At 76.2% G+C, this 23,329-nt stretch carries 21 protein-coding genes; 9 read left to right on the top strand and 12 right to left on the bottom strand.

The annotated features are described in order from the left end of the window. Nucleotides 1–13: 13 nt before the first annotated feature. A complete protein-coding gene (gene purD / locus QSK03_RS11045; protein WP_285651558.1) occupies nucleotides 14–1,282 on the bottom strand; it encodes a phosphoribosylamine--glycine ligase in 1,269 nt (422 codons plus the stop codon). A gap of 257 nt (nucleotides 1,283–1,539) precedes the next feature. Between purD and QSK03_RS11040 the strand changes: the two genes are divergently transcribed. After that, nucleotides 1,540–2,766, top strand: coding sequence for a glycerophosphodiester phosphodiesterase (locus QSK03_RS11040; protein WP_285651555.1), 1,227 nt, complete (start codon nucleotides 1,540–1,542; stop codon nucleotides 2,764–2,766). A gap of 1 nt (nucleotide 2,767) precedes the next feature. Here QSK03_RS11040 and QSK03_RS11035 read toward each other — a convergent pair whose 3' ends face one another. Both QSK03_RS11035 and QSK03_RS11030 read right to left on the bottom strand, forming a co-directional pair. After that, the gene (locus tag QSK03_RS11035) at nucleotides 2,768–3,067 is read right to left on the bottom strand and encodes a UBP-type zinc finger domain-containing protein (RefSeq protein WP_285651552.1); all 300 of its coding nucleotides are present in this window, start codon (nucleotides 3,065–3,067) and stop codon (nucleotides 2,768–2,770) included. 21 nt (nucleotides 3,068–3,088) lie between these two features. Then, nucleotides 3,089–4,375 carry an adenylosuccinate synthase gene (locus QSK03_RS11030; protein ID WP_285651550.1) on the bottom strand — a complete coding sequence of 429 codons (1,287 nt, stop codon included), beginning with the start codon at nucleotides 4,373–4,375 and terminating at the stop codon, nucleotides 3,089–3,091. Nucleotides 4,376–4,498: 123 nt separating this feature from the next. Between QSK03_RS11030 and QSK03_RS11025 the strand changes: the two genes are divergently transcribed. Both QSK03_RS11025 and QSK03_RS11020 read left to right on the top strand, forming a co-directional pair. Continuing rightward, nucleotides 4,499–5,158, top strand: coding sequence for a hypothetical protein (locus QSK03_RS11025; RefSeq protein WP_285651548.1), 660 nt, complete (start codon nucleotides 4,499–4,501; stop codon nucleotides 5,156–5,158). A gap of 154 nt (nucleotides 5,159–5,312) precedes the next feature. Next, the gene (locus QSK03_RS11020) at nucleotides 5,313–5,567 is read left to right on the top strand and encodes a hypothetical protein (RefSeq protein ID WP_285651546.1); all 255 of its coding nucleotides are present in this window, start codon (nucleotides 5,313–5,315) and stop codon (nucleotides 5,565–5,567) included. Nucleotides 5,568–5,574: 7 nt separating this feature from the next. Here QSK03_RS11020 and QSK03_RS11015 read toward each other — a convergent pair whose 3' ends face one another. The 3 genes from QSK03_RS11015 to fbaA are packed head-to-tail and all read right to left on the bottom strand — an operon-like array spanning nucleotide 5,575 to nucleotide 8,192. Then, nucleotides 5,575–6,669 (bottom strand): FUSC family protein, encoded by a 1,095-nt coding sequence (locus QSK03_RS11015; RefSeq protein ID WP_285651541.1) that lies wholly within the window; start codon nucleotides 6,667–6,669, stop codon nucleotides 5,575–5,577. 13 nt (nucleotides 6,670–6,682) lie between these two features. Then, nucleotides 6,683–7,138 carry a DUF3151 domain-containing protein gene (locus QSK03_RS11010; RefSeq protein ID WP_285651539.1) on the bottom strand — a complete coding sequence of 152 codons (456 nt, stop codon included), beginning with the start codon at nucleotides 7,136–7,138 and terminating at the stop codon, nucleotides 6,683–6,685. A gap of 19 nt (nucleotides 7,139–7,157) precedes the next feature. Then, on the bottom strand, nucleotides 7,158–8,192 hold the full coding sequence (gene fbaA, locus QSK03_RS11005) for a class II fructose-bisphosphate aldolase (RefSeq protein ID WP_285651537.1): 1,035 nt from the start codon (nucleotides 8,190–8,192) through the stop codon (nucleotides 7,158–7,160). A gap of 360 nt (nucleotides 8,193–8,552) precedes the next feature. On the opposite strand from fbaA, the gene QSK03_RS11000 reads away from it, so the two are divergent. The 3 genes from QSK03_RS11000 (at nucleotide 8,553) to QSK03_RS10990 (ending at nucleotide 10,676) form a co-directional block, all read left to right on the top strand. After that, nucleotides 8,553–9,110 carry a SigE family RNA polymerase sigma factor gene (locus QSK03_RS11000; RefSeq protein WP_460379062.1) on the top strand — a complete coding sequence of 186 codons (558 nt, stop codon included), beginning with the start codon at nucleotides 8,553–8,555 and terminating at the stop codon, nucleotides 9,108–9,110. Between the two features lie 86 nt (nucleotides 9,111–9,196). Then, entirely contained in the window at nucleotides 9,197–9,844 is a 648-nt protein-coding gene (locus tag QSK03_RS10995; RefSeq protein WP_285651533.1) for a hypothetical protein, read from the top strand. A gap of 85 nt (nucleotides 9,845–9,929) precedes the next feature. Then, nucleotides 9,930–10,676 carry a DedA family protein gene (locus tag QSK03_RS10990; protein WP_285651531.1) on the top strand — a complete coding sequence of 249 codons (747 nt, stop codon included), beginning with the start codon at nucleotides 9,930–9,932 and terminating at the stop codon, nucleotides 10,674–10,676. Here the strand turns inward: QSK03_RS10990 and QSK03_RS10985 are convergent. The 4 genes from QSK03_RS10985 to QSK03_RS10965 are packed head-to-tail and all read right to left on the bottom strand — an operon-like array spanning nucleotide 10,673 to nucleotide 14,361. After that, complete coding sequence (locus QSK03_RS10985; RefSeq protein ID WP_285651528.1) at nucleotides 10,673–11,341, bottom strand: TrmH family RNA methyltransferase; 669 nt, start codon at nucleotides 11,339–11,341, stop codon at nucleotides 10,673–10,675. The two genes, QSK03_RS10990 and QSK03_RS10985, sit on opposite strands and share 4 nt — an antisense overlap. Continuing rightward, on the bottom strand, nucleotides 11,338–11,886 hold the full coding sequence (gene pyrE, locus QSK03_RS10980) for an orotate phosphoribosyltransferase (protein ID WP_285651526.1): 549 nt from the start codon (nucleotides 11,884–11,886) through the stop codon (nucleotides 11,338–11,340). Before pyrE ends, QSK03_RS10985 begins: the two co-directional genes overlap by 4 nt. A 52-nt stretch (nucleotides 11,887–11,938) precedes the next feature. Next, nucleotides 11,939–13,555 (bottom strand): SDR family NAD(P)-dependent oxidoreductase, encoded by a 1,617-nt coding sequence (locus QSK03_RS33125; RefSeq protein WP_352231979.1) that lies wholly within the window; start codon nucleotides 13,553–13,555, stop codon nucleotides 11,939–11,941. Then, nucleotides 13,552–14,361: a TtfA family protein gene (locus QSK03_RS10965; protein WP_285651523.1), complete on the bottom strand. Its 810-nt coding sequence runs from the start codon at nucleotides 14,359–14,361 to the stop codon at nucleotides 13,552–13,554. Before QSK03_RS10965 ends, QSK03_RS33125 begins: the two co-directional genes overlap by 4 nt. A 152-nt stretch (nucleotides 14,362–14,513) precedes the next feature. Here QSK03_RS10965 and QSK03_RS10960 point away from each other — a divergent pair, with 152 nt between their 5' ends. Further along, nucleotides 14,514–16,163 carry an ABC-F family ATP-binding cassette domain-containing protein gene (locus QSK03_RS10960; protein WP_285651520.1) on the top strand — a complete coding sequence of 550 codons (1,650 nt, stop codon included), beginning with the start codon at nucleotides 14,514–14,516 and terminating at the stop codon, nucleotides 16,161–16,163. Between the two features lie 13 nt (nucleotides 16,164–16,176). Here the strand turns inward: QSK03_RS10960 and QSK03_RS10955 are convergent, their stop codons facing one another. After that, nucleotides 16,177–19,044, bottom strand: a complete 2,868-nt coding sequence (locus QSK03_RS10955; RefSeq protein WP_285651518.1) for an ATP-binding protein — start codon at nucleotides 19,042–19,044, stop codon at nucleotides 16,177–16,179. Nucleotides 19,045–19,149: 105 nt separating this feature from the next. Here QSK03_RS10955 and QSK03_RS10950 point away from each other — a divergent pair, with 105 nt between their 5' ends. Beyond that, nucleotides 19,150–19,602 (top strand): MarR family winged helix-turn-helix transcriptional regulator, encoded by a 453-nt coding sequence (locus tag QSK03_RS10950; protein ID WP_285651515.1) that lies wholly within the window; start codon nucleotides 19,150–19,152, stop codon nucleotides 19,600–19,602. Then, complete coding sequence (locus QSK03_RS10945) at nucleotides 19,599–22,217, top strand: PEP/pyruvate-binding domain-containing protein (protein WP_285651513.1); 2,619 nt, start codon at nucleotides 19,599–19,601, stop codon at nucleotides 22,215–22,217. The genes QSK03_RS10950 and QSK03_RS10945 overlap by 4 nt, the downstream gene beginning before the upstream one ends. On the opposite strand, the gene QSK03_RS10940 is transcribed toward QSK03_RS10945, so the two are convergent. Continuing rightward, on the bottom strand, nucleotides 22,202–23,299 hold the full coding sequence (locus QSK03_RS10940; RefSeq protein ID WP_285651510.1) for a class I SAM-dependent methyltransferase: 1,098 nt from the start codon (nucleotides 23,297–23,299) through the stop codon (nucleotides 22,202–22,204). The genes QSK03_RS10945 and QSK03_RS10940 overlap by 16 nt on opposite strands. Between the last annotated feature and the right edge of the window lie 30 nt (nucleotides 23,300–23,329).

The following is a 23,329-nucleotide window of genomic DNA, read 5'->3' as shown; positions in this document are numbered from 1 at the left end:
GGAGAACTCGCCCTCAGGCCCGGACGGGCATCGCGACGAGCCCCGCGGCGGCGTCGCGGGCGATGTCGGTGCGGTGGTGCCCGCCGGGGAGGTGGACCGCCGCGAGGCGCTGGTAGGCGTCGGCGCGGGCGGCGTCGAGATCCGTTCCCGTGCCGACGACCGACAGCACGCGGCCACCGCTCGAGACCACCGCACCGTCGTCGCGTCGGCGCGTGCCCGCGTGCAGGACGCCGGGCCCGTCGGCGCCCTGGATCACGTCGCCGGTCCGGACGGCGCCCGGGTAGCCCTCGGCGGCGACGACGACGGTGACCGCGGCGCCGTCCGACCAGGCCGGCGCCGGCTCCTCGGCGAGGCGCCCGGTCGCGGCGGCCAGGAACAGCGAGGACGGCGAGCTGCGCAGCAGGGCGAGCACGACCTGGGTCTCGGGGTCGCCGAAGCGGCAGTTGAACTCGATCACCTGCGGCCCGGACGAGGTCAGCGCGAGCCCGGCGTAGAGCAGGCCCGAGAACGGGGTGCCGCGGGCCGCGAGCTCGGTGACGACCGGCGTGACGATCGTGTCGACGACCTCGTCCACGAGGCCCGCCGGCGCCCAGGGCAGCGGGGCGTAGGCGCCCATCCCGCCCGTGTTGGGGCCGGCGTCGTCGTCACCGAGGCGCTTGAAGTCCTGCGCCGGGAGCAGGGGGACGACGGAGGTGCCGTCGACGACGCAGAACAGCGAGGCCTCGGGGCCGTCGAGGAACGACTCGAGCAGCACGGGGTGGCCGTTCTCGAGCACCGCGGCGGCGTGGCGTCGTGCGGCCTCGACGTCGGAGGTGACGAGCACGCCCTTCCCCGCCGCGAGCCCGTCGTCCTTGACCACCCACGGCGCGTCGAATCGGGAGAGCGCGGCGTCGAGGTCACCCGGGTTGTCGACGGCCTCGCTGCGGGCGGTCGGCACGTCGGCCGCGGCCATGACGTCCTTGGCGAAGGCCTTCGAGCCCTCGATGCGTGCCCCGGCGGCGGTCGGGCCGAAGCAGAGGATGCCGGCGTCGCGCAGGGCGTCGCCCACGCCCGCGACCAGCGGGGCCTCGGGGCCGACGACGACGAGGTCGGCGCGCCAGGATCGAGCGAGGGCGACGACCTGTTCGCCCGAGGAGGGGTCGGCGAGACCGGGGTGCTCTGCCAGCGCCGCCGTGCCCGCGTTGCCGGGGGCCGCGGCGAGGGCGGTCACCTGCGGGTCGCCGGCGAGGACGAGCAGCAGGGCGTGTTCGCGGGCTCCGGAGCCGATGACCAGGACGCGCACGCCCGACACGCTACGGGGACGTCGCCGAGCGCCAGGCGGTGCCCGGCGTCGATCCGCCGCACGGACGGCCACGGCGTGTCGCGCGGCGAGGATGTGGCGATCCTGGCGTCAGACGCCAGCAAAGCCGCATTGCTCGAACAACACGCCCACCCCGGACCCCGCCGACTCCCGCCGACCCCCGGCGACCCCCCGCCGTTCACCCCGGCGTCGGGGAGCACCGGTGGCGGAGCGGAGGAGGACCCGGGATATTGCGGCCGATGACGATGCCGGGGTCGGTTCCGTTCGCGTTGTCCCGTCGCTCGGCGCTGTGGGGCGGTCTGGCCGCGGCGGGGGCGTTCGCCGCCGGGTGCGCCGACACACCTCCGCCCACCGCGGCTCCGGCGGGCCCCACGACGACGCCCGGCGGCCCGCAGCCGACCCCGTCCCCGGGTCCCGCCGGGACGGCGCCGACCGAACCGTCGCGGATCCTGGTCGTCGGGCACCGCGGCGCGTCCGGCTACCGCCCCGAGCACACGGCGGCGTCGTACGAGCTCGCGATCCGGATGGGCGCCGACGCCGTCGACGTCGACCTCGTCCCCACCCGCGACGGCGCGCTCGTCGCCCGCCACGAGCCCGAGATCGGCGGCACCACCGACGTCGCCCGCCACCCCGAGTTCGCGTCGCGGCGCACCACGAAGGTGATCGACGGGACGCCGGCGACCGGGTGGTTCACCACCGACTTCACGCTCGCCGAGCTGCGCACGCTGCGCGCGGTCGAGCGCATCCCGCAGACCCGCCCGCACAACACGCTCTACGACGGCCGGTACGAGATCCTCACGTTCGACGAGGTCCTCGACGTCCTCGACCGGCTCGCCGCCGAGCTGCACCGGCCGGTGGGGGTGCTGCCCGAGGTCAAGCACTCCACGTACTTCGCGAGCCTCGGCCTGCCCGTCGAGCCCCCGATGGTCGAGACGCTGCGCCGCCGCGGGCGGGATCGCGTGGACTCGGGCGTGATCATCCAGTCGTTCGAGACCGCGAACCTGCGGGCCCTCAAGGCCCAGGTCGGCTGCCCCCTGCTGCAGCTCGTCGACGCAGCCGGGACGCGGCCCGCCGACCTCGCCGCGGCGGGCGACCCGCGCACCTCGGACGCCCTGCTCACCCCGGCGGGGCTGCGGGACGTCGCCGGCTATGCGACCTGGCTGGGCCCGAGCAAGGAGTGGATCGTGCCGCTCGGTCCCGACGACGCGGCGGGCCCGCCGACCGCGCTGCTCCGGGACGCGCACGCGGTGAACCTGCGCGTCATGCCGTTCACGTTCCGCAACGAGAACGAGTTCCTGCCCGCCGGCCTGCGGCGCGGCGGGGCGGGTGGGAACGGGGCAGGAGCGCCCGCCGACACCTACGGCGACGCGTTCGCCGAGTACCGGCAGTACGTGGGGCTCGGCGTCGACGCGGTGTTCAGCGACGACCCCGACACCGCGCTCGCCGCGGTGACGCCACCACCCTGACCTACGGCGCGAGCCGCCGGTCGACGTAGCACCAGCGCCACGTCTCGTTCGGCTCGTGCGAGCGCATCACGGCGTGGCCGGTGTCCTCGTGGTGCTTCGACGCGTGCCGGTACGGGCTCGAGTCGCAGCACGCGACGTGCCCGCAGTCGAGGCACTTCCGCAGGTGCGCCCAGGCGGTGTAGCCCTCGGCGCGGCAGTCCGGACAGATCAGTGTCTCGCCGTCACGGGCGACGGCATCGGGCAGCGGGTCCGAGGTGATGCCCTCGGTGCCGATGACGAGGAGGTGTTCGCAGGCGCCCACCTCCACCACTCTACCGGGGGATCACACCCCGACGTCCCGCGTGACCGTGGCGTCCCGGCCCGGCCCAACCCCGATCGCCGAGACGGGTGCGCCCGCGAGCTCCTCGATCCGCTCGACGTAGTCGCGCGCCCGCTGCGGCAGGTCGGCGAAGCTGCGCGCACCCGAGATGTCCTCGAACCAGCCGGGCATCGTCTCGTAGACCGGCGTCGCCTCGGTGAGGTCGGACTGCCGCATCGGCATCTCGTCGACCCGCTGCCCGCCGACCTCGTAGCCGACGCACAGCGGCACGTTCTCGAGCCCGGAGAGCACGTCGAGCTTGGTGAGGAACAGGTCCGTGAGGCCGTTGACGCGCACCGCGTAGCGCGCGATCACCGCGTCGAACCAGCCGCAGCGGCGGCTGCGCCCGGTCGTCACGCCGAACTCGCCGCCGGCCTTGCGCAGGTACTCGCCGTCGGCGTCGAACAGCTCGGTCGGGAACGGACCGGAGCCGACGCGGGTGGTGTAGGCCTTGAGGATGCCGATGACCCGGCCGATGCGCGTCGGGCCGATCCCGGAGCCGGCGGCCGCCCCGCCCGCCGTCGGGCTCGAGGAGGTCACGTACGGGTAGGTGCCGTGGTCGACGTCGAGCAGCGTGCCCTGCGACCCCTCGAGCAGGACGGTCTCGCCGCGCTCCAGGGCGTGGTGCAGCGCGAGGCGGGTGTCCGCGATGCGGTGGGCGAAGCCCTCGGCGTGGCCCAGCACGGTGTCGGCGACCTCGTCGACGTCGAGCGCCCGCCGGTTGTAAATCTTGACGAGCACCTGGTTCTTGAGCTCGAGCGCTGCCTCGACCTTCTCGCGCAGCAGCTTCTCGTCGAGCAGGTCCTGCATCCGCACGCCGACCCGCGCGACCTTGTCCTGGTAGGCGGGGCCGATGCCGCGACCGGTCGTGCCGATCCGGGACTTGCCCAGGAAGCGCTCGGTCACTTTGTCGATGGCCACGTGGTACGGCATGATCACGTGCGCGTCCGCGGAGATCAGGAGCTTCGCCGTGTCGACGCCCTTGGCCTCCAGGCCCGCGAGCTCCTCGAGCAGCACGCCGGGGTCGACCACCACGCCGTTGCCGATCACATTGGTGACACCCGGCGTCAGGATGCCGGACGGGATGAGGTGCAGCGCGAAGTTCTGGCCGTCGGGGAGCACGACGGTGTGCCCAGCGTTGTTGCCACCCTGGTAGCGCACGACCCACTGGACCTGCTCACCGAGGATGTCGGTGGCCTTGCCCTTGCCCTCGTCGCCCCACTGGGCGCCGATGAGGACGATGGCCGGCATGTGACACTCCCTGACCTCGACATCGAAAGACGCGCACAGGGAGGACGGGCTCGCCCCGTGCATCGGAAGGGTAGTCCACGGGTGTCCGCCGTCTCGTCCTCACGGGGGGTCCCGACGCGCGCGGTGACCTGCGGGGACGCCGCCCGGACCCGGTGGGCGTCGCTGATCGACGATCTCGGGCCCCTCGCCCTGCCCGCGTTGCCCGCCCGCGGGGACGTCGATCCCCTGCTCGACGGGCTCCCCGACGGCGCCCGCCTCGTCGTGGCCGGCGACGACGCCGCCCTCGCCGCCGTGCTCGTGCGCCTGCTGCGCCGTGAGCGTCTCGGCGTCGAGCTCGCCCTGCTGCCCGCGCCCGGCTCACCCGCGGCGGCGGTGTGGGGCCTGCCGACCGAGCCGGGGATCGCGCTGTCCGTCGCCCGCGAGGCCGCGGCGCGCCCCGGTCCGCTCGTGCGCGACGACCACGGCGGGCTCGTCGTCGGGCGCCACGAGGCCGGGGCGCTCCACGGCGAGATCTACTGCGACGAGCAGCGCCTGATCCGCGGCGACGCCGCCGGCGTGGTCGTCGCCCCGCACCCGGCGGGCGGGGTCGCCGTCGCCGTCACCGGCCCCCGCCGGCTCGCGGGGCTGCGGCCGGGGCGGGTCGTGACGCGGTCGGGGCGCGCGGCACAGCTGGGGTGCCGGCCGCCCGTGACGATCACGCGCGACGGCGTGCCCGGCGACCGCCCGGTGCCGCGCCGCAGCTGGTACCGGCACACCGAGGACTGGCTGCTCGCCCGACCGTGAGCGCGGCGTGCGGTGACCGGACGGCTCCGTACGATCGACGGCGCCCCGCCCGACGGTCGGCCGGTCGACTGCACAGTGCGACCACTCAGCCACCGTCCGTGCCTATCCGTCGACGATCACGCATGGCGCCGCGCCACCGGGGTACGCCACTTCCATGCTCGCGGTGGTGGTGCTCCTCCCGATCGTGCTCATGATCGGTGCGTGTCTGCTGGAGCGGTTCGAGGCACACGCCACCCACGTCCGGCCCGAGGGCCGCGCCCACACGCCCCGGCCGGCGACCCCGGCCCCGAGCGCCACCCCGGTCCCGGCCCTCGCCCTCGTCCCCGGGACCGCTCAGCCGGCCACCGACGGACCCGCCGCGGGCGCGATCGACGACCCCGACACCCTCCGGCTTCCCCGCGCGTCCTGAGCCGCCGTCACCCCTCGTCCCGGCCCCGCCGGGTGCTGGTCGTCGCCGCCACCGCCTCGCCGCGGTCCATCCCCGCGGCGTCGAGGAGATCCACGAGCAGCGAACGGACCTGGGCGAGCACCACGTCCGCCGAGTAACCGCCCCCGTGCGCCGGCACCAGCCCGACGGCGTCGAGCAGCGCGCTGCGCGCCCCGTCGGTCGACTCGCCCCGCGTCAGCTCGCCCCGCAGCTCCGCGACGCCGTCCGCGACACGGCGCAGGACCGCGACCAGCTCCGGGTCCGGGCGCTCCCCGTCCCGCACGGCGGCGTGCGCGCGGCGGGCCAGCACGCGGGCGTCGCGCAGCGCCAGGTCGACCGGCCGGACCGCCGCCCGGATCCGCGCCAGCTCCCCGCGGTGCCGGCGCCGCAGCGGCGCGATCGCCGTGATCTCGAAGCCCGCGTCGACCGCGTCGACCAGGGCGTCGACCCGACCCTGCGTGGCACGGGCCCGCTCGAGGACCGCCGCCGCGGCGTCGACGTCGCCGGCGTCGAGCGCGTCGGCGGTGCCCGTCAGCGCGGCCTCGAGCTCGGTGAGCAGCGCCGAGAGCCCGCGACGGGCGCGGGTGAGCGGGTGCGACGGCAGCGTGGCGGCCATCGCCAGGCCGATCGCGGCCCCGATCAGGGTGTCGATCCACCGGGAGAAGGCCGCCGTCGTGCCGGGCGGCTGCAGCGTCGCGACCAGCACCGCCGAGACCGCGGCCTGGTTGAGCAGCAGGGCACCGACGTCGAACAGGAGCGCCGCGAGCAGCGCGAGCCCGACGACGACGCTGATCTGCCACCAGCCGGGACCGATCAGCGCGACGATGAGGTCGCCGACCCCGACGCCGACGCTCACCCCGACGGCGAGCTCCACCGAGCGCCGCAGCCGGTTGGTCAGCGAGACGCCGAGGACGAGCACGCACGCGATCGGCGCGAAGAACGGCTGGGTGTGGCCGACGACGTCGCGCGCCACGAGGTAGGCGAGCCCGGCCGCGAGCGCGCACTGCAGCACCGGCACGCCGGAGTCGCGCAGGCGCCGGGCCCGGGACCGGGCGATCCCGCGCAGCCGTTCCCCGGCGCCCATGATCCGGCCGGGCTCAGGCGAGCCCGAGCGCCTCGACGGCCTTCGGGTCGCTGTCGTCGAGCAGCTGCACGCAGCGTTCGACCTCGTCGGTCTCGCCGATCGCCCGCGCCGCTTTGGCGAGCGCGGCCACGGCCCGGAGGAACCCCTGGTTGGGCACGTGGTCCCACGGCACCGGGCCGAAGCCCTTCCAGCCGTTGCGGCGCAGCTGGTCGAGCCCGCGGTGGTAGCCGGTGCGGGCGAAGGCGTACGCGGTGACGTGCTCGCCCGCGTCCTCGGCCCGCTCCGCGAGGGTCGCCCATCCCGCCGAGTACGTCGGGAAGTCGGCGACGACCGTCGCGGGGTCCTCGCCGTCCTCCAGCCGCCGCGCCGGCTCGGGCGTCTCCGGGAGGTAGGTCGGCTGGGGTCCGAGCAGGTTGTTGCCAAGAGGGCCGTCACCGCGCCCGGCACCGGGTCCCATCGGGATCGTCATACCGGCATTCTCCCGGGCGTCACCGGCTCAGCGACTGCCCGGTGGAGCGCAGGTTCTCGCAGGCCGTCGTGACCCGCTCGCCCATGGCGACCTCGGCCTTCTTGTTGTAGCTGCGCGGGTCGTAGGCCTTCTTGTCGCCGACCTCGCCGTCGATCTTCAGCACGCCGTCGTAGTTCGAGAACATGTGCGCGGCGATCGGCCGGGTGAACGCGTACTGCGTGTCGGTGTCGACGTTCATCTTGACCACGCCGTAGTCGAGGGCCTCGTGGATCTCCTCGAGCAGCGAGCCCGAGCCGCCGTGGAAGACGAGGTCGAACGGCTTCGAGCCGTCGGGGAGCCCGAGCTCCTTCGCGGCGACCTCCTGGCCCTTCTTCAGCACGTCGGGGCGGAGCTTGACGTTGCCCGGCTTGTAGACGCCGTGCACGTTGCCGAACGTCGCGGCGAGCAGGTAGCGGCCCTTCTCGCCGCCGCCAAGGGCCTTGACGGTGCGCTCGTAGTCGCCCGGCGCGGTGTAGAGCTTCTCGTCGATGTCGGCGGAGATGCCGTCCTCCTCGCCGCCGACGACGCCGATCTCGACCTCGAGGACGATCTTCGCCTTGCCGGCCTTCTCGAGCAGCTCCTGGGCGATCTCGAGGTTCTCGGTGAGCTCGACCGCCGAGCCGTCCCACATGTGCGACTGGAACAGCGGGTTCTGCCCGCGGTCGACACGCGCCTGGCTGATCGCGATCAGCGGACGGACATAGGTGTCGAGCTTGTCCTTCGGGCAGTGGTCGGTGTGCAGCGCGACGTTGATCGAGTACTTCTCGGCCACGACGTGCGCGAACTCGGCCAGCGCGCTCGCGCCGGTGACCATCTCCTTCACCGACTGGCCCGAGCCGAACTCGGCCCCGCCGGTCGAGAACTGGATGATCCCGTCGCTCTCGGCCTCGGCGAAGCCGCGCAGCGCGGCGTTGATCGTCTCGGAGGACGTGCAGTTGATCGCCGGGAAGGCGAAGGCGTTCGCCTTCGCGCGGTCCAGCATCTCGTTGTAGACCTCGGGGGTCGCGATGGGCATCGTCGTGCCTCCCAGGAGCTCCTCGACACGGCCGGTCACCGCAGGCTGCGGGCGGCGGGCTGCGGCGCAGTATGACTCAGCGGCCCGTCCGGGCGCTGCGTCGTCGGGGTGTGAGCCGAGCCGGACCCACGGCTGCTGCCGCGGATGCGGCGCGGGTGGCCGGCTGGGCCACGCGGGTGACAGTGATCCCGAGCCGGGCCGGGGCCCCGTCCCCACCGGGACCACAGGTCGTGAAGGGCTATCGTCGAGGACGTGGCCCACCCCGGCGAGAGCGCCGTCGAGCGCACGCTCGGCAGCCTGCGGGCGATCGACGCGGTCGCTCCCGCCGATGCGTCGGTGGCGCATCCCTCCGCGCCGCCCATGGCGCCCCCGCGGCCCGACGGGTTCCCGGGCCCGGCGCCGGCGGGCGGCCCGGTCGCCACCCGGCCCGACGAGGCACCGCGCACGCTCGAGGATCTCTACCGCGAGCACCGGATGCGGTTCGTCCGCCTCGCGGTGCTGCTCGTCGACGACCCGGCGACCGCCGAGGACGTCGTCCAGGAGGCCTTCACGGGGCTGCACCGGCACTGGGGCCGCCTGCGTGACGAGCACGCGGCGCTGGGCTACCTGCGCACGGCGGTGGTCAACGGGTCCCGGTCGGTGCTGCGGCGTCGCCGCACGGCCCGGGAGTACACGCCGCCGCACACCGCGGACGCCCGCTCCGCCGAGTCGCTCGCGATGCTCTCCGCGGAGCACCAGGCCGTGGTGTCCGCCCTGAGCAAGCTGCCGCGCCGGCAGCGCGAGGTGCTGGTCCTGCGCTACTACGGCGGCCTGTCCGAGGCCGAGATCGCCGAGGCCACCGGCATCAGCAAGGGCACGGTCAAGTCGACGGCGAGCCGTGGCCTCGAGGCCATCGGCAAGCTCGTCGGCGGCGTCTGAGCACTCCTCCACCGCCGATCGAGTCCCGTCGACGTCACCGGACGGGCCCTGGGGTGACTCCGGGTGCGCGTCTACCATCGCCCGGGATGGACGACGAACGGCTGCTCGCCGAGGCTCTGCGCGCGCACGCCGCCGGCGGGGTGTCCTCGCCCGGTGGCACGTCGACCCCGCCGTCCGCCGAGCAGACCGCCGAGGACACCGGCGCCGACTCCGGGGGCTCCCGGCTGCGGGACCGCTTCCGGCCGCTCACGCGGAACCGGAAAGCCGAGGAGGCCGACCTCGACGCCGCGTCCGACGTCACCCAGACCACGGCCCGGCCCGACCCGTCCGTCGTGCCCCCCGCACCGCCGCGCCCGACCGGGCCGACCCCCGCTCCGGGCTTCCCGGCCACGGGCCGTCCCGGGCCGCCGCCCGCGCGCCCCGCTCCGCGCCCGACGGCGGTCACCGGGGAGCGCCCCTGGCCCCGGACCGGCCCGCCCCAGCCCGCGCGTCCCGGACCGCCCGTGCCCTCGGGGCCCGTCGCCCGGCCCGGGATGGCCAACGTGCCGCACCCGCGTCCCGCCCCGGCCGGCCCGACCGGCGCGATCCCGGCGGCCCGCCCCGTCGGCACCGACCGGGACGTCCCCGCGCCGTGGACGCCCGCGCGGATCGCGTGGTGGTCGGGCATGGCCCTGCTCGCCGGGGCCGTCGCCGGCGCGCTCGCCGCCGTCGGGACGCTCGGGCTCCCGGGCTGACCCGGGCTTCACACGGTCCCACCCTCAGGCGTTTCGGGGTGACCCCGGAGCCCGCTCCCAGGCGCGCCGCGTACGGTTCTGGAGCGTGTCGCCCACGCTCAGCGCCGCCACGACCACGGTCCAGGCCCTCGGTCCCGAGTGGCTGGACCCGCAGTACATCATCCAGAGCCTCGGGCCCTGGGCCCTCGCCGGCGTCTGTCTGATCATCTTCGCGGAGTGCGGCCTGCTGGTCGGCTTCTTCCTGCCCGGGGACTCGCTGCTGTTCATCACGGGGCTCGCGACGGTCACCGGCCTGATCCAGGCCCCGCTGTGGCTGGCGTGCCTGCTGCTGGTGGTCTGCGCGTTCGCCGGCAACGCCCTGGGCTACTACATCGGGCTCAAGGCCGGCCCGGCCATCTTCGACCGCCCGAACTCGCGGCTTTTCAAGCGCGAGAACGTCGAGCGCACCCAGAAGTTCTTCGACAAGTACGGCAACCGCGCCATCGTCCTCGGGCGCTTCGTGCCGATCGTGCGCACGTTCATCACGGTCATGGCCGGGGTCGGGCGCATGGACGCGCGCCGCTACCTGACGTTCTCGCTCATCGGCGGCGTCGCCTGGGCGGCCGGGGTCACGCTGCTGGGCGCCGTGCTGGGGCAGTTCGACTTCGTCAAGAACAACATCGAGGCGATGCTCATCCTCGTGGTGGCGCTCTCCCTGATCCCCATCGCGATCGAGATGATCAAGGCGCGCCGGGAGAAGAAGCTGGGCGCCCAGGGCCTCGCGGAGGACGTCATCGACGGCGCCACCGACGAGCCCACCCAGGTCATCGACACCCGGAACCTCGAGCGCTAGCTCGTCGCGTGCGCGCGGATCCACGCGTGCATGGCGATCCCGGCCGCGACGCCGGCGTTGATCGACCGCGTCGACCCGAACTGCGCGATCGCGAGCACCGCGTCCGCCCCGCCCGCGGCGTCGGGGGTCAGCCCGACGCCCTCCTGACCGAACAGCAGCACGCAGCGACGGGGCAGCGTCGCGGTCTCCAGCGGGACGGCGCCGGGGCCGTTGTCCACCGCGACGACACCCAGCCCCTCCCCCCGCGCCCATGCCAGCAGAGCGGTGACGTCGGCGTGGTGGTGCACGTGCTGGTACCGGTCGGTGACCATCGCGCCGCGCCGGTTCCAGCGCCGCCGCCCCACGATGTGCACCGCGGCCGCGGCGAACGCGTTGGCGGTGCGCACGATCGTGCCGATGTTCGCGTCGTGGTGGAGGTTCTCGATGGCGACGTGGAACGGGTGGCGCCGCGCGTCGAGGTCGGCGACGACCGCCTCGCGCCGCCAGTAGCGGTAGCGGTCGACGACGTTGCGCCGGTCCCCGCCGGCGAGCAGCTCGGGGTCGTAGCGGGGGTCGTCGGGCCACGCGGCGGGCCCGCCCGGCCAGGGTCCGACGCCGACCGGCTCGGGCCCGGTGCGCCATTCGGTCGGGCCGGGCTCGTCCTCGGCGGGCCGGTCGGGGCTCACAGCCCCAGGTCGGCGAGGCCCAGGAGCGACCGGCACGCCAGCCCCCGGGCCTCGACGGCCTCGGTGGCGCCGGTCCCGCGGTCGACGACCGTGACGACGCCGACGACCTCCGCGCCGGCCTCGACCAGCGCGTCGACCGCGGTGAGCACGCTGCCCCCGGTGGTCGAGGTGTCCTCGACGGCGAGCACCCGGCGCCCGGCGACGTCGGGACCCTCGATCCGCCGCTGCATCCCGTGGGTCTTCGCCGCGGAGCGCACCACGCAGGCGTCCACCGGGGCCCCCGGCGCGTGCATGACGGCGAGGGCGACCGGGTCGGCGCCGAGGGTGAGCCCGCCGGCCGCGTCGTAGGACCAGTCGGCGGTCAGCTCGCGCACGAGGCGCCCGATCAGCGGGCCCGCCTCGTGGTGCAGCGTCGCGCGGCGCAGGTCGACGTAGTAGTCGGCCTCGCGGCCCGAGGACAGGGTCACGCGCCCGTGCACCACCGCGAGCTCGGTGACCAGCGCGGCCAGCCGGGCCCGCGCCTGGGCGTCGACGGGCTGTGTCATCGGTCGAGCTCCCCTATCGGCGTGCTCCCTTGGACGCTCCGTCTCCCGGCGATCATCCGCGCCCCGTCGCCGTCCGGGCGGCGAGCGCGCGCAGCAGCGCCCGCGGCACGACCCGCGCCACCCCGACGATCGCCTTGTACACCGCTCCCGGCACGGACACCGCCTTCCCCGCCTCGAGGTCCGCCATGCCCTCGGTGACCACCTGGTCCGCGTCGAGCCACAGCCACTCCGGCCCCCAGCGGTCCTCGCCGAGGCGGGCGTGGAACTCGGTGCGCGTGAAGCCCGGGCACAGGGCCATGACCCGCACCCCGGTGCCGTCGACCGAGAGGGCGACGTTGCGCGAGAGGGCCGTCACGTAGGTCTTGCCCGCGCTGTAGACCGAGCCCCGCCCCGGCAGGAAGCACGCCACGCTGGACACGTTCACGACGTCGCCGCGGCCGCGGGCGACCATGCCGGGCAGCGCCGCGGCGGTCAGCTCCAGCACGGCACCCATGTTGACCTCGTAGTTCGCCCGCAGCACGGCCGGGTCGGTGTCGAGGAACTCGCCGGCCGTCGCGTAGCCCGCGTTGTTGACCAGCAGCCCGACCGGTCGCTCAGGGGCGGCCAGCCGGTCGGCGACCTTGCGGCGCCCGGCCGCGGCGGCCAGGTCGGCGACGAGCACCTCGACCTCGATCCCGTACCGCTCGCGCAGCCGCTCGGCCGTCGCGTCCAGACGCTGGGTGTCGCGGGCGACGAGGACGAGGTCGTGCCCGGCGACGGCCAGGTGCTCGGCGAACGTCGCCCCGATGCCCGAGCTCGCCCCGGTCACGAGGGCCGTGCCCTCGCGCGGGCCCCGCGGTCCGCGCCGCCCGCGCCACGCGGCCACCGGCGAGGAGCGCCGGAACCCGCCGGCGGCCCGCAGTGCGGGGAACGGCACGAGGCGGGAGACCCCGACGACCGCCTTCGCCCCGACGCCGGGCACCGACAGCGCACGGCCCGCGGCGTGGTCGGCGAGCGCGGCCACCACCACGGCGTCGGCGTCCGGCGGGGCCACGCGCAGCGGCACCGCGTCGAGCAGCGTGTGCTCGCCGCGGCCGGTCCCGGGCTGCGGCGGGGTGGGGCAGACGGTGGTGAGGGTGAGCCCGTCGCGGGCCAGGGCCTGGGCCAGCGACTCGGTGAGCATCGCGACGTACGCCTGCGCGGCGCCGTCGATCCCGGCGGCGCCGGGCGCGGACAGGTAGGCGGCGGGACCGGCCACGGTGATCACGCCGCCGGGGCCCGGGTGACCGCGGGCGATCATCCCGGGAAGGGCCGCGCGCACCAGCCCCAGCGCGGCGCCGGCGCTGCGGTCGAGCGCGGCCCGCACCTCCCCGGGGTCGGCGCCGGGCAACCCGTCCGGGCTCGGGGCGGCCGGCCCGACGACGAGCAGGTCGATCGGGCGGACGTCGGTCTCCAGGCGGCGCACGACCAGGTCGAGGTCGTCGACGTCGGCGAGGTCGCCGGGCAGGACCTCGGGCCGCGGGTCCTCGCTCGTGGCGTTGAGCTCCGCGGCCAGGGCCTCGAGGGCCCCGCGCTCACCGCCGGCCAGCACCAGCTCGTCGCCGAGGGCGTGCAGGCGCCGGACGAAGGCGCGCCCGAGATCGGTGTCCGCGGACGTCACCAGGGTCCGACGCGGGATCGGGCCGCTCACCGCCCCGAGGAGGAGCTGCTCCGGGCACCGGGCCCGAACTCGTCGTCCTCCACGTCGTAGGGGATGTCGGCGGGGCTGTCGCGGTGGGTGGGCCGCGGCTCGTGGTGGTCGTCCCCGTCCTCGGGGCCGTCGTGGCCCTCGGGGACCGGCGCCTCGTAGCCCTCGTCGTCGGTGCCGACCGCCGCGTCCTCCAGCGCCACCGACACCTCGACGAGGGCCTGCAGCAGCGTCTGGACGCGCTCGGGGTCGGCGCCCGCGTCGATCGTCGCGAGCACCCACGTGTCCTCGGCCCAGAGCAGCGGCACGTCGTCGCCGACGAGGTCCGCCGCGCGGGCGACGTCCGGGGTGATCAGCGGGCGGGCCTGCGCGACGGAGGTGACGAAGGCGTAGCGCTCGCCGACCTGGCCGAGCGAGTCGAGCCCGGCGTCGTCGGGCAGCGGGGCCGAGGGCAGGCGCAGCTCGAGCGCGACCGGCAGCGTCGCGACGCCGCGCACGGCCGCGACGATCCCGGTGATCTGGCCGGCCTGCTCGTGGTCGAAGACGTGGGCGAGCCGGCGGCCGCCGGGGCCGGGGACCGCGCCGGTCGCGAGGTCGAGCGCGCGCCCGTGGCCTCCCTGGTGCACCGCGCCGTAGCGCCAGCGGCTGGGGAGCACGGGGTCGACGTCGACGAACTCCCAGCTCTTCTGCTCGGCCCACCGGCGTCGGTCGCGCCGGTGCCCGCCGGTGCGCGCGCGGTCGGAGAGCAGGAGCAGCGCCCCGCCGCCCGCGGCCAGCGCCGCGATGACGAACCAGACCCAGGCAGGCACGTCCTGCAGGGTACGACGCCCGCGTCCCCCCTTCGTGCAGGCCGTCACCGGCGCGCCGTTCCTATGTGAGCGAAATTCCCGGTCATAGCCGGGAATTTCGCTCACATGGCGGCACGGAACCGGGTCGCGGGGCGCGGTTAGGCTCGGTGATCGTGAGCGCCACGCTGGTCGCGCGGGACCTCGCCGCCGCGCACGGCGCCCGCGTGCTGTTCTCCGGTCTCGACCTCGTGGTCGCGCCGGGCGACGTCATCGGGCTGGTCGGCGTCAACGGCGCCGGGAAGTCCACGCTCCTGCGGCTGCTCGCCGGGCTGGCCGCGCCGGACCAGGGGTCGATCGCGGTCACCCCGCCCACCGCCACCATCGGCCACCTGCCCCAGGAGACCGCCCGGGTGCCGGGCGAGACCGTGCGCGCCTTCCTCGGCCGCCGCACCGGCGTCACGGCCGCGGCCGCCACCCTCGAGACGGCCACGACGGCCCTGTCCGACGGCGTGCCCGGGGCCGACGACGCCTACGCCGTCGCCCTCGAACGCTGGCTGGACCTCGGCGGCGCCGACCTCGACGAGCGCACCGGGGAGGTCGCCGACGACCTCGGGTTCCCGGCCGCCCTGCTCGACGCGGAGATGACCTCGCTGTCCGGCGGGCAGGCGGCGCGCGCCAACCTCGCCTCGTTGCTGCTCGCCCGCTTCGACGTCTTCCTGCTCGACGAGCCCACCAACGACCTCGACCTCGCCGGCCTCGAACGCCTCGAGCGCTGGGTCCGCGAGCTGCGCGCGGGCACGGTGCTGGTCAGCCACGACCGCGAATTCCTCGCGCGCACCGTCACCTCGGTCCTCGAGCTCGACCTCGCCCAGCAGCAGGTCACCCAGTACGGCGGCGACTACGAGGCCTACCTCGCCGAGCGGGAGACCGCCCGCCGGCACGCCCGCGAGGCCTACGAGGAGTACGCCGACAAGCGCGGCGAGCTGACCGCGCGGATGCAGACCCAGAAGCAGTGGGTGGACAAGGGCGTGCGCAACGCCCGCAAGAAAGCCACCGACAAGGACAAGTTCATCAAGCACCACAACGCGGCGACCGCGGAGAAGCAGGCCGCGAAGATCGCGCAGACGGAGCGGCGGCTCGAGCGCATGGAGGTCGTCGAGGAGCCCCGCAAGGAGTGGGAGCTGCGCCTGTCGATCGCGGCCGCCCCGCGCTCGGGCACGGTCGTCGCGACCCTCGACGGCGCGGTCGCGCGGCGGGGCGACTTCACCCTGGGCCCCGTGACGCTCCAGCTCGACTGGGCCGACCGCGTCGCGATCACCGGGGCGAACGGCGCGGGCAAGTCGACGCTCCTCGCGCTGCTGCTCGGACGTCTCGCCCCCGACGAGGGCCGGGCGTCGCTCGGGTCCGGGGTGGTCGTCGGGGAGGTCGACCAGGCCCGGGGGCTCCTGACCGGGCGCACCTCGCTGCTCGACGTGTTCTCCCGCGAGCCCGAGATCGACCGGTGGCCCACGGCGGAGGTCCGGACGCTGCTGGCGAAGTTCGGGCTCGGCGCCGAGCACGTGCACCGCGGGGCGGACACGCTCTCGCCGGGCGAGCGCACCCGCGCGGCGCTCGCGCTGCTCCAGGCCCGCGGGGTGAACCTGCTCGTGCTCGACGAGCCCACCAACCACCTCGACCTGGCCGCCATCGAACAGCTCGAGTCGGCGCTCGCGGCGTTCGAGGGCACGCTGCTGCTCGTCTCCCACGACCGCCGCCTGCTCGCCGGTGTCGCGACGACCCGGCAGTGGCACGTGGACGCGGGGCGGGTGCTCGAGACCGCGTAGGACCGTGCGTCGCTCAGAGGCGCGCCAACGCCTCCCGGGCCAGGTCGACGAGGCCTTCGTCGTCACGGGCGGCGCCGCGGCGCTCGGCGCGGCCGGCCTCCGTGGCGCCGAGGCGCGCCCGCAGGGTCGCCCCCAGGTCCGCGAGGCGGAGGGCGTCGGCGCCGAACACCGCGCCCCCCGAGCGCCGCGCCACCAGGCCCCCGAGCAGCTCCGCGGCGAGGGCGTCGTGACCGGCCTGCCCGAGCAGGTCGACGACCGCGCGCAGCCCGACCCACTGGTGCGTGCGGTTGCCCGTGCCGCGCCAGTGCTCGAGCGACTCGGCGGCCGCGCGCGCCGCGGCGGCGACGTCACCCCGGCGCGCCCGCAGGGACGTCACGGTCACGAGCGCGACGCCGAGCGCGTACTGCTCGCCGACCGCCCGCGCGCGCCGCACCGCGTCCTCCACCAGCTCCAGGGCCGTGGTCGGGTCGCGCTCGACGCGCACCTCGCCGCGGACGTAGACGCTCCAGGGCCGCATCAGCGTGTCGCCGGTGTCGCGGACCGCGACGTCCAGGGCGTCCGCCTCGGCGAGCGTCGCGTCGTGGTCCCCCTCGTAGGCCGCCGCGAGGACACGACAGCAGGCGGCGAGGACCCGCACCCGCTCGTCCCCGGCGGCCGCGGCCAGGCGCTCCGCCTCCGCCGCGGCCCGCGCCGATTCCGCGCCCCGCCCGGCGAACCCCGCCACCTCGGACTGCAGGTAGGCCAGCACCGCCGCGGCGCGGTCGTGGCCGTCGCAGAGCGCCCGCCGACCGGCGGCGACGTGCTCCTCGGCCCGCGCGAGGTCGCCGGCGAACCGGGCCCCTTCGGCGGCGACCGCGTGCACCATCGCCCGCGACCGGCCGAGATCGGCACCCCCGGCCAGGAGCGCCTCCGCCCAGGCGAAGAGCTCCGGGGTCATCCGCACCTCACCGACGTCGACGAGGGCGGCGACGAGCGCGCCGGCGAGCGCCGGGTCCTCGGTGGACGCCCAGGCCACGGCGGCGCGCAGCTCGTCCCACTCGGCCTCGACGGCGGCGAGACGGCGGGCGGCGTCCGGCCCGGCCGGCGGCCCGGTGCGCCGCAGGAACCCCAGCGCCTCCTCGGCGTGCCGGCGGCGCAGCGTCGCGGTCTCGCCGCGCTCGGCGAGCCGCTCCCGGGCGAAGGCCCTCACCGTCTCCAGCAGTGCGTAGCGCGACGGGCCGGGACGGGTGTGGTCGACGGACGCGGTCACGAGGGACTTGTCGACGAGGTCGGCGAGCACGGCGTCCGCGTCCTCGCCCGCGACGGCCCGCGCGGCGCCGAGCGTGAAGTCACCGGCGAAGACGCCGAGCCGGTCGAGCAGGGCGCGCTCGCGGTCGTCGAGCAGGCGGTAGGACCACGCGACCACGGCGTGCAGGGTCCGGTGTCGACGGTCGGCGACGCGGTGCGGGCTGCGCAGGATGCGCAGGTGGGCCGGCAGGCCGGCGACGAGCTCGGCCGGCGAGAGCACCCGCATGCGCGCCGCGGCCAGCTCGAGCGCGAGCGGCAGGCGGTCGAGCCGCCGGCAGGCCTCGGTCACGGCGGCCCGGTTGGCGTCCGACACCGCGAACGTCGGGTCGGCCGCGCCCGCCCGCTCCGCGAACAGGGCGACGGCCGCGGCCTCGTCGAGCGGCGGGACGGGCCGGACACGCTCCCCGGGGACGCCGAGCGGCTCCCGGCTCGTGGTCAGCACCGCCACGGTCGGGCACGCGGCCGCGAGCGTCGTCACCAGCGCGGCGACCGCGTCGACCACGTGCTCGGCGTTGTCGAGCAGCAGCAGCACCCGCCGGCCGCGCAGCACCGCCGCCACCCGGTCGTCGGGGCCGGCGCCCCCGGTCGACGCCCCCGGCGCGCCCACGGCCGCGACGACCGCGGCGGCCACCTCGTCCCCGCGCGAGACCGTCGCCAGCTCGGCCACGACGACCCCGTCCGGGGCGGTGCTCGCGGCCGCGACGTGCCGGGCGAGCGTCGTCTTCCCGACCCCGCCGGGCCCGATCAGCGTCACCGGCCCGTCCCCGAGCACCCCGAGCACCCCCGCGAGCGCCGTCTCGCGACCCACCATCGGCGCCGGGTGTGCAGCGAACGCGCCGTTCGCTGCTTCCAATGCAGCGAACGGCGCGTTCGCTGCATCCACAGGCGCCGGAGTCCCCGCCAGCACCACCGCTTCCAGGCGCCGGAGCTCCGGGCCCGGGTCGAGACCCAGCTCGTCGGCGACGAGGCGGCGGTAGGCGGCGACGGCGGCGAGCGCGTCGGCGCCGCGTCCCGCCCGGTGCAGCGCCTCGACGAGCAGCTCGCGGCGCCGCTCGCGGAACGGCGCGGCCGCGACGAGCTCCTCGAGCCGGGCGACGGCGGCCTCGGGGCGCCCGAGGTCGAGGTCGGCGCGCGCCCGGGCGTCCTCGGTGTCCGCGTGCAGCTCCGCGAGGCGGGCCGCGACGGGGCGGAACGGGTCCTCGTCGGCGAACTCGGCCAGCGGCGGGCCGCGCCACAGCGCCAGCGCTTCGTCGAGCACCGCCGCGGCGCGCGCCGGGTCCACCGACCGCGCCCGCTCGCGCAGGTCCGCGGCGACGCCGGCGTCGAGGGCGCCGGGCGGCAGGTCGAGGACGTAGCCGGGCGGGCGGGTGAGCAGGACCCCGTCGCCGAGCACCCGCCGGGCCCGCGCGACGGCGCTGTGCAGCGCGGCCTCACCGTGCGCCGGCGGCCGGCCGGGCCACACGTGCTCGACGAGCCTGTCGGCCGCGACCACGCGGCCCGGGTCGAGGGCCAGGACCGCGAGGAGGCGCCGCACGCGGGCCGAGCGGACCGGGGCGTCGTCGACCGCGATCGCACCCAGCACCCGCAGTCGCATGACGTCTCCCCGGCCATCCGTGCGCCAGGATTTTAGGACCCCTTGACCTGGTCACGTCCCAGTGCTTGCATATCTGCACACATTGCATGACTGCAAGGATCAGCGATGGACGAGCGCGAGGACCTGGCCGCGAGCTTCGGCCACATGCGCCGCGCGATGATCCCCGCGTTCCTGCTGGACCTGCTCGGCGCCGTCGACGGCGGTGACGAGCTCTCGCTCACCCAGCTCGCCACCCTCTACGTCCTCGACGCCGGCGAGCCGATCTCCCTCGGTGTCCTCGCCGACGAGGTCGGGCGCTCGGTGTCGGCCGCGAGCCGGCTCGTCGACGGCCTCGTCCGCCGCGGCCTGGTCGAACGCCTGGAGCACCCGGGCGACCGGCGGGTCCGCCGGGTGGCGATCAGCAAGGACGGCGGGGCCCTGCTCCGGCGTCTCGAACGCACCCGGGCCGACGCCCAGCTCCAGATCATGAACCGCCTCGACCCCGCGGACCGGGCCCTGGTGACCCGCGCGATGGCCCTGCTCGGCGACGCCGCCCGGCAGGAGGGGAGCCCCAGATGACCCACGACGGCTACGTCCTGCCCCTCGCCGCGATCGACCCCGCCGCCGCGGAGACCCTCGGGCACGTCGGCGGCAAGGCGGTCAACCTCGCTGCGCTGGTGCGTGCCGGGCTGACGGTGCCCGCGGGCGTCTGCGTCACGACGGCGGCCTACCGGCACGCGGTCGGGTCGGCGCTCGACGCCCTGCTCGCCGACGCGGACGGCCTCGACCCCGCCGTGCTCGCCGAGAAGGCCCGCGCCGCGGTGCTGGCGGTCGAGGTCCCGCCCGACGTCGCCGCGGCCGTCCGCGCCGCGTGCCCGGAGGGGCCGGTCGCGGTGCGCTCGTCGGCGACGGCCGAGGACCTGCCCGACGCGAGCTTCGCCGGTCAGCAGGACACCTACCTCAACGTCGTCGGCGTCGACGCGGTCCTCGACGCGGTCCGCCGGTGCTGGGCCTCGCTCTGGACCGACCGCGCGGTCGCCTACCGCGCCGCCCAGGGCATCGACCGCGCCGCGGTCGCCCTCGCCGTCGTCGTGCAGGAGATGGTCGACGCCCGCTGGGCCGGGGTGCTGTTCACCGCGAACCCGGTGACGGGGCGGCGCCGCCAGGCCGTGATCGATGCCGCGCCGGGGCTCGGGGAGTCGGTGGTCTCCGGGTCGGTCGACCCCGAGCACCTCGTCGTCGACCCCGACGGCACGATCAGCGAGCGCCGCGCGGGCGCGGGCGGCACCGTGGTGCGCGCCCGGCCGGGCGGTGGCACCGACCTCGAGCAGCACGGCGGCGCGGCGCTGGACGACGCCGACGTGCGCACGCTGGTCGCGCTCGGCCGCCGCGTGGAGGCCCTGTTCGGCGCGCCCCAGGACATCGAGTGGGCCGTCGACGGCGCGGGGACGGCCTGGCTGACGCAGTCGCGCCCGATCACCACGCTGTACCCGCTGGTGCCGGGCCGCCCCGGCCTGCGCCTGTACCTGTCCGCCAACGTCGCCCAGGGCGTGTTCCGTCCGTTCACCCCGTCCGGGCTCTCGGCGGCCCGGCACCTCGCCACCGGCGTCGCCCGCCTGCTCGCCACGCCCGTCGACGACCCCGAGCAGGGTCCGCCGATGCTCTCGGACGCCGGGGAGCGCGCGTTCGTCGACCTCACCGACGTCCTGCGCAGCCGCGTGGGGCGCGCCGGCGTCCGCGGCGTGCTCGGCGTCATGGAGACCCGCTCGGCGGAGGTCATCGCCACCCAGCTCGACCGCCCCGAGCTGCGCATCACCCGGCGCTCGCCGCTGCCCGCGCTCCGCCGGGTCGGGCGGGTGGCCCTGCGCTACGGCATCCCGCCGGCGGTGGTCGGTGCCTGGCTGCGGCCGGCCCGGGCCCGCGACCGGGCACTCGCGCTCGTCCGCGACGCCGAGGCGACGCTGCCGGCGCCCGCGGGCGCGACGCCGGCGCAGCGGGTCGACCACGTCCGGCGGCTGCTCGCCGACGGGTTCGCGCCGATGGCGCCGCGCATCGCCCCCGCCCCGGCGGCGGGGTTCCTCGCCCTCGGGCTCGCCGCGAAGCTGCTCGGCGGCCGCGCCCACCCGGGCGAGCTCGGCACGGTCCTGCGCGGCCTGCCCCACAACGTCACCACCGAGATGGACCTCGCCCTCTGGGACCTCGCCGTCCGGCTCCGGCAGGACCCGGACACCGTCGCCGCCCTGACGGGCACCGCGCCCGCCGATCTCGCGGCCCGGCGGGACACCTGGCCCGCGGTGCTCGGCACGGGGCTCGGCGCCTTCCTCGCCGTGCACGGCCGCCGCGCGGTCGCCGAGATCGACCTGGGCCTGCCCCGGTGGTCCGAGGACCCGACCCACCTGCTGGGCGTGCTCGCCAACTACGTCCGTCTCGACGACACCGAGCGGGCGCCGGACGCGGTGTTCGCACGGAGCGCCGCCGAGGCCGAGGCGACGATCAGGGAGCTCGCCAGCCGGGCCGGCGGCCTGCGCGGGCGGGTCGTGACGCTCGCGCTGCACCGGGCGCGGGACCTCGTCGGTCTGCGGGAGCTGCCGAAGTACTGGCTGGTCACGGTCCTCGGGGCGGCGCGTGCCGAGCTCACGATCGTGGGCGCCGACCTGGCCGCCCGCGGCCGGATCGAGCACGCCGACGACGTCTTCTTCCTGAGCTTGTCGGAGGCCCGTGAGGATCGGGACCACCGCGGCCTGGTCACAGCACGACGGGCCACCTACGCCCGCGAGCTGCGCCGCCGGCACGTGCCCCGGCTCGTGTTCTCCGACGGCACCGAGCCCGAGGCGCTGGGCCCGGCGGACGCCGCGCCCGACGGTGCCCTGACCGGCGTCCCGGCCTCGGCGGGCGTCGTCACCGGCCGGGTCCGCGTGATCACCGACCCCCAGGGCGCCCACCTCGACCCCGGCGACGTGCTCGTGTGCCCGTCGACCGACCCCGGGTGGACCCCGTTGTTCCTCACCGCCGGCGGGCTGGTGATGGAGATGGGCGGGTCGAACTCCCACGGTGCCGTGGTCGCCCGCGAGTACGGCCTGCCCGCCGTGGTCGGTGTCCGCGACGCCGTCGCGCGCCTGACCGGCGTCGACGAGGTCCGCGTCGACGGCACCGCCGGCCGCGTCGAGCCGCTGCCCGGTCAGCAGAGCCGGTAGAACCGGAAGATGTCGTTGTCCAGCTCGTCGAGCACCTCGACCGCGGCGAAGCCGGCCGCACGCGCGTAGCCCTCGAGCGTGCCGCGGCGCATCACCGTGCCGGTGCCCACCGAGCCCGGGGTCGACAGGCCGTCGGGCAGGCAGCACATCAGCGAGAAGCCGTAGAAGAGCTGCTCGACCTCGTCGCCGTCGGGCGCGAAGGCGTCGGCGACCTTCTCGTCCATGATCAGCACGGTGCCGCCCGGGGCGACGGCTCGGCGCATCCCGGCGAGCACGGCGACCGGGTCGGGCATGTCGTGGACGCACTCGAAGGCGCAGACGAGGTCGTAGGCGCCGGCCTCGGCCGCCTCGATCCCGGCGTGCTGCACCGCGACGCGATCGCCGACGCCCTCGGCCGCGGCGTGACGGCGCGCCGCGTCCACCGAGGCGGCGTCCACGTCGAACCCGTCGACCGTCGCGGACGGGTAGGCCCGCGCGATCCCGATCGGCGACCAGCCCTCGCCGCACCCCACGTCGGCCACCCGTCCGCCGGCGCGCAGGGCCGCGTCGACGTCACCGAGCAGCGGCAGGTGGTCGCGGGCCAGCGCGTCGCGCAGCAGCGGGCGGTTCTGGGCGGACTGGCCCTCGCGCGCGTCGTCGCCGAAGGTCTCCCAGCTCACCCCGCCGCCGGTGCGGTAGGCCTCGAGCAGGTCGTCGATCCGGCGCAAGGACGCGACGAGGATGCGGGCGAACGGGGTCAGCACCGCCTCGCTGTCGAGGTCGGCGAGCACCGGCACGTGCGCCGCGGGCATGGCGAAGCAACGCTCGTCGGGCGCGGCGCCCGGGTCGTCGACGGTGAGCAGGCCGCACACGGCCTGGTACTCCAGCCACTCGCGGGCGTAGCGGGCGGCGGTGCCCGTGCGGGCGGCCAGCTCCGGGGCCGTCGCCGGGCCGTCCTGGGCCAGCGAGCGGTACCAGCCGAGGCGGTCGCCCAGGTAGAGCGCGGTCGTCTGTTCCATCCCGAGGATGCCGGCGAACACGGTCTCCGCACATGCCTCGGTGGTCCGGCCATCAGAGGGGACATCGGTCTCGAGCGTCGTCATGGCCCGACGGTGGCGCGCGGCGCTGTCAGA

The sequence above is a fragment of the Actinomycetospora sp. NBRC 106375 genome (assembly GCF_030269665.1).
Classification (GTDB): Bacteria; Actinomycetota; Actinomycetes; order Mycobacteriales; family Pseudonocardiaceae; genus Actinomycetospora.
Note: the sequence above shows the minus strand (reverse complement) of the source record. Positions and strands in the feature narration are given on the sequence as shown.

Bases quoted from the DNA above. Each gene is read 5' to 3' on its own strand.
- QSK03_RS11040 (WP_285651555.1), top strand. From the start codon at position 1,540: ATGACGATGCCGGGGTCGGTTCCGTTCGCGTTGTCCCGTCGCTCGGCG.
- QSK03_RS11030 (WP_285651550.1), bottom strand. From the start codon at position 4,375: ATGCCGGCCATCGTCCTCATCGGCGCCCAGTGGGGCGACGAGGGCAAG.
- QSK03_RS11020 (WP_285651546.1), top strand. From the start codon at position 5,313: ATGCTCGCGGTGGTGGTGCTCCTCCCGATCGTGCTCATGATCGGTGCG.
- QSK03_RS11015 (WP_285651541.1), bottom strand. From the start codon at position 6,669: ATGGGCGCCGGGGAACGGCTGCGCGGGATCGCCCGGTCCCGGGCCCGG.
- QSK03_RS11010 (WP_285651539.1), bottom strand. From the start codon at position 7,138: ATGACGATCCCGATGGGACCCGGTGCCGGGCGCGGTGACGGCCCTCTT.
- fbaA (WP_285651537.1), bottom strand. From the start codon at position 8,192: ATGCCCATCGCGACCCCCGAGGTCTACAACGAGATGCTGGACCGCGCG.
- QSK03_RS11000 (WP_460379062.1), top strand. From the start codon at position 8,553: ATGGCGCCCCCGCGGCCCGACGGGTTCCCGGGCCCGGCGCCGGCGGGC.
- QSK03_RS10995 (WP_285651533.1), top strand. From the start codon at position 9,197: ATGGACGACGAACGGCTGCTCGCCGAGGCTCTGCGCGCGCACGCCGCC.
- pyrE (WP_285651526.1), bottom strand. From the start codon at position 11,886: ATGACACAGCCCGTCGACGCCCAGGCGCGGGCCCGGCTGGCCGCGCTG.
- QSK03_RS10955 (WP_285651518.1), bottom strand. From the start codon at position 19,044: ATGCGACTGCGGGTGCTGGGTGCGATCGCGGTCGACGACGCCCCGGTC.
- QSK03_RS10950 (WP_285651515.1), top strand. From the start codon at position 19,150: ATGGACGAGCGCGAGGACCTGGCCGCGAGCTTCGGCCACATGCGCCGC.
- QSK03_RS10945 (WP_285651513.1), top strand. From the start codon at position 19,599: ATGACCCACGACGGCTACGTCCTGCCCCTCGCCGCGATCGACCCCGCC.
- QSK03_RS10940 (WP_285651510.1), bottom strand. From the start codon at position 23,299: ATGACGACGCTCGAGACCGATGTCCCCTCTGATGGCCGGACCACCGAG.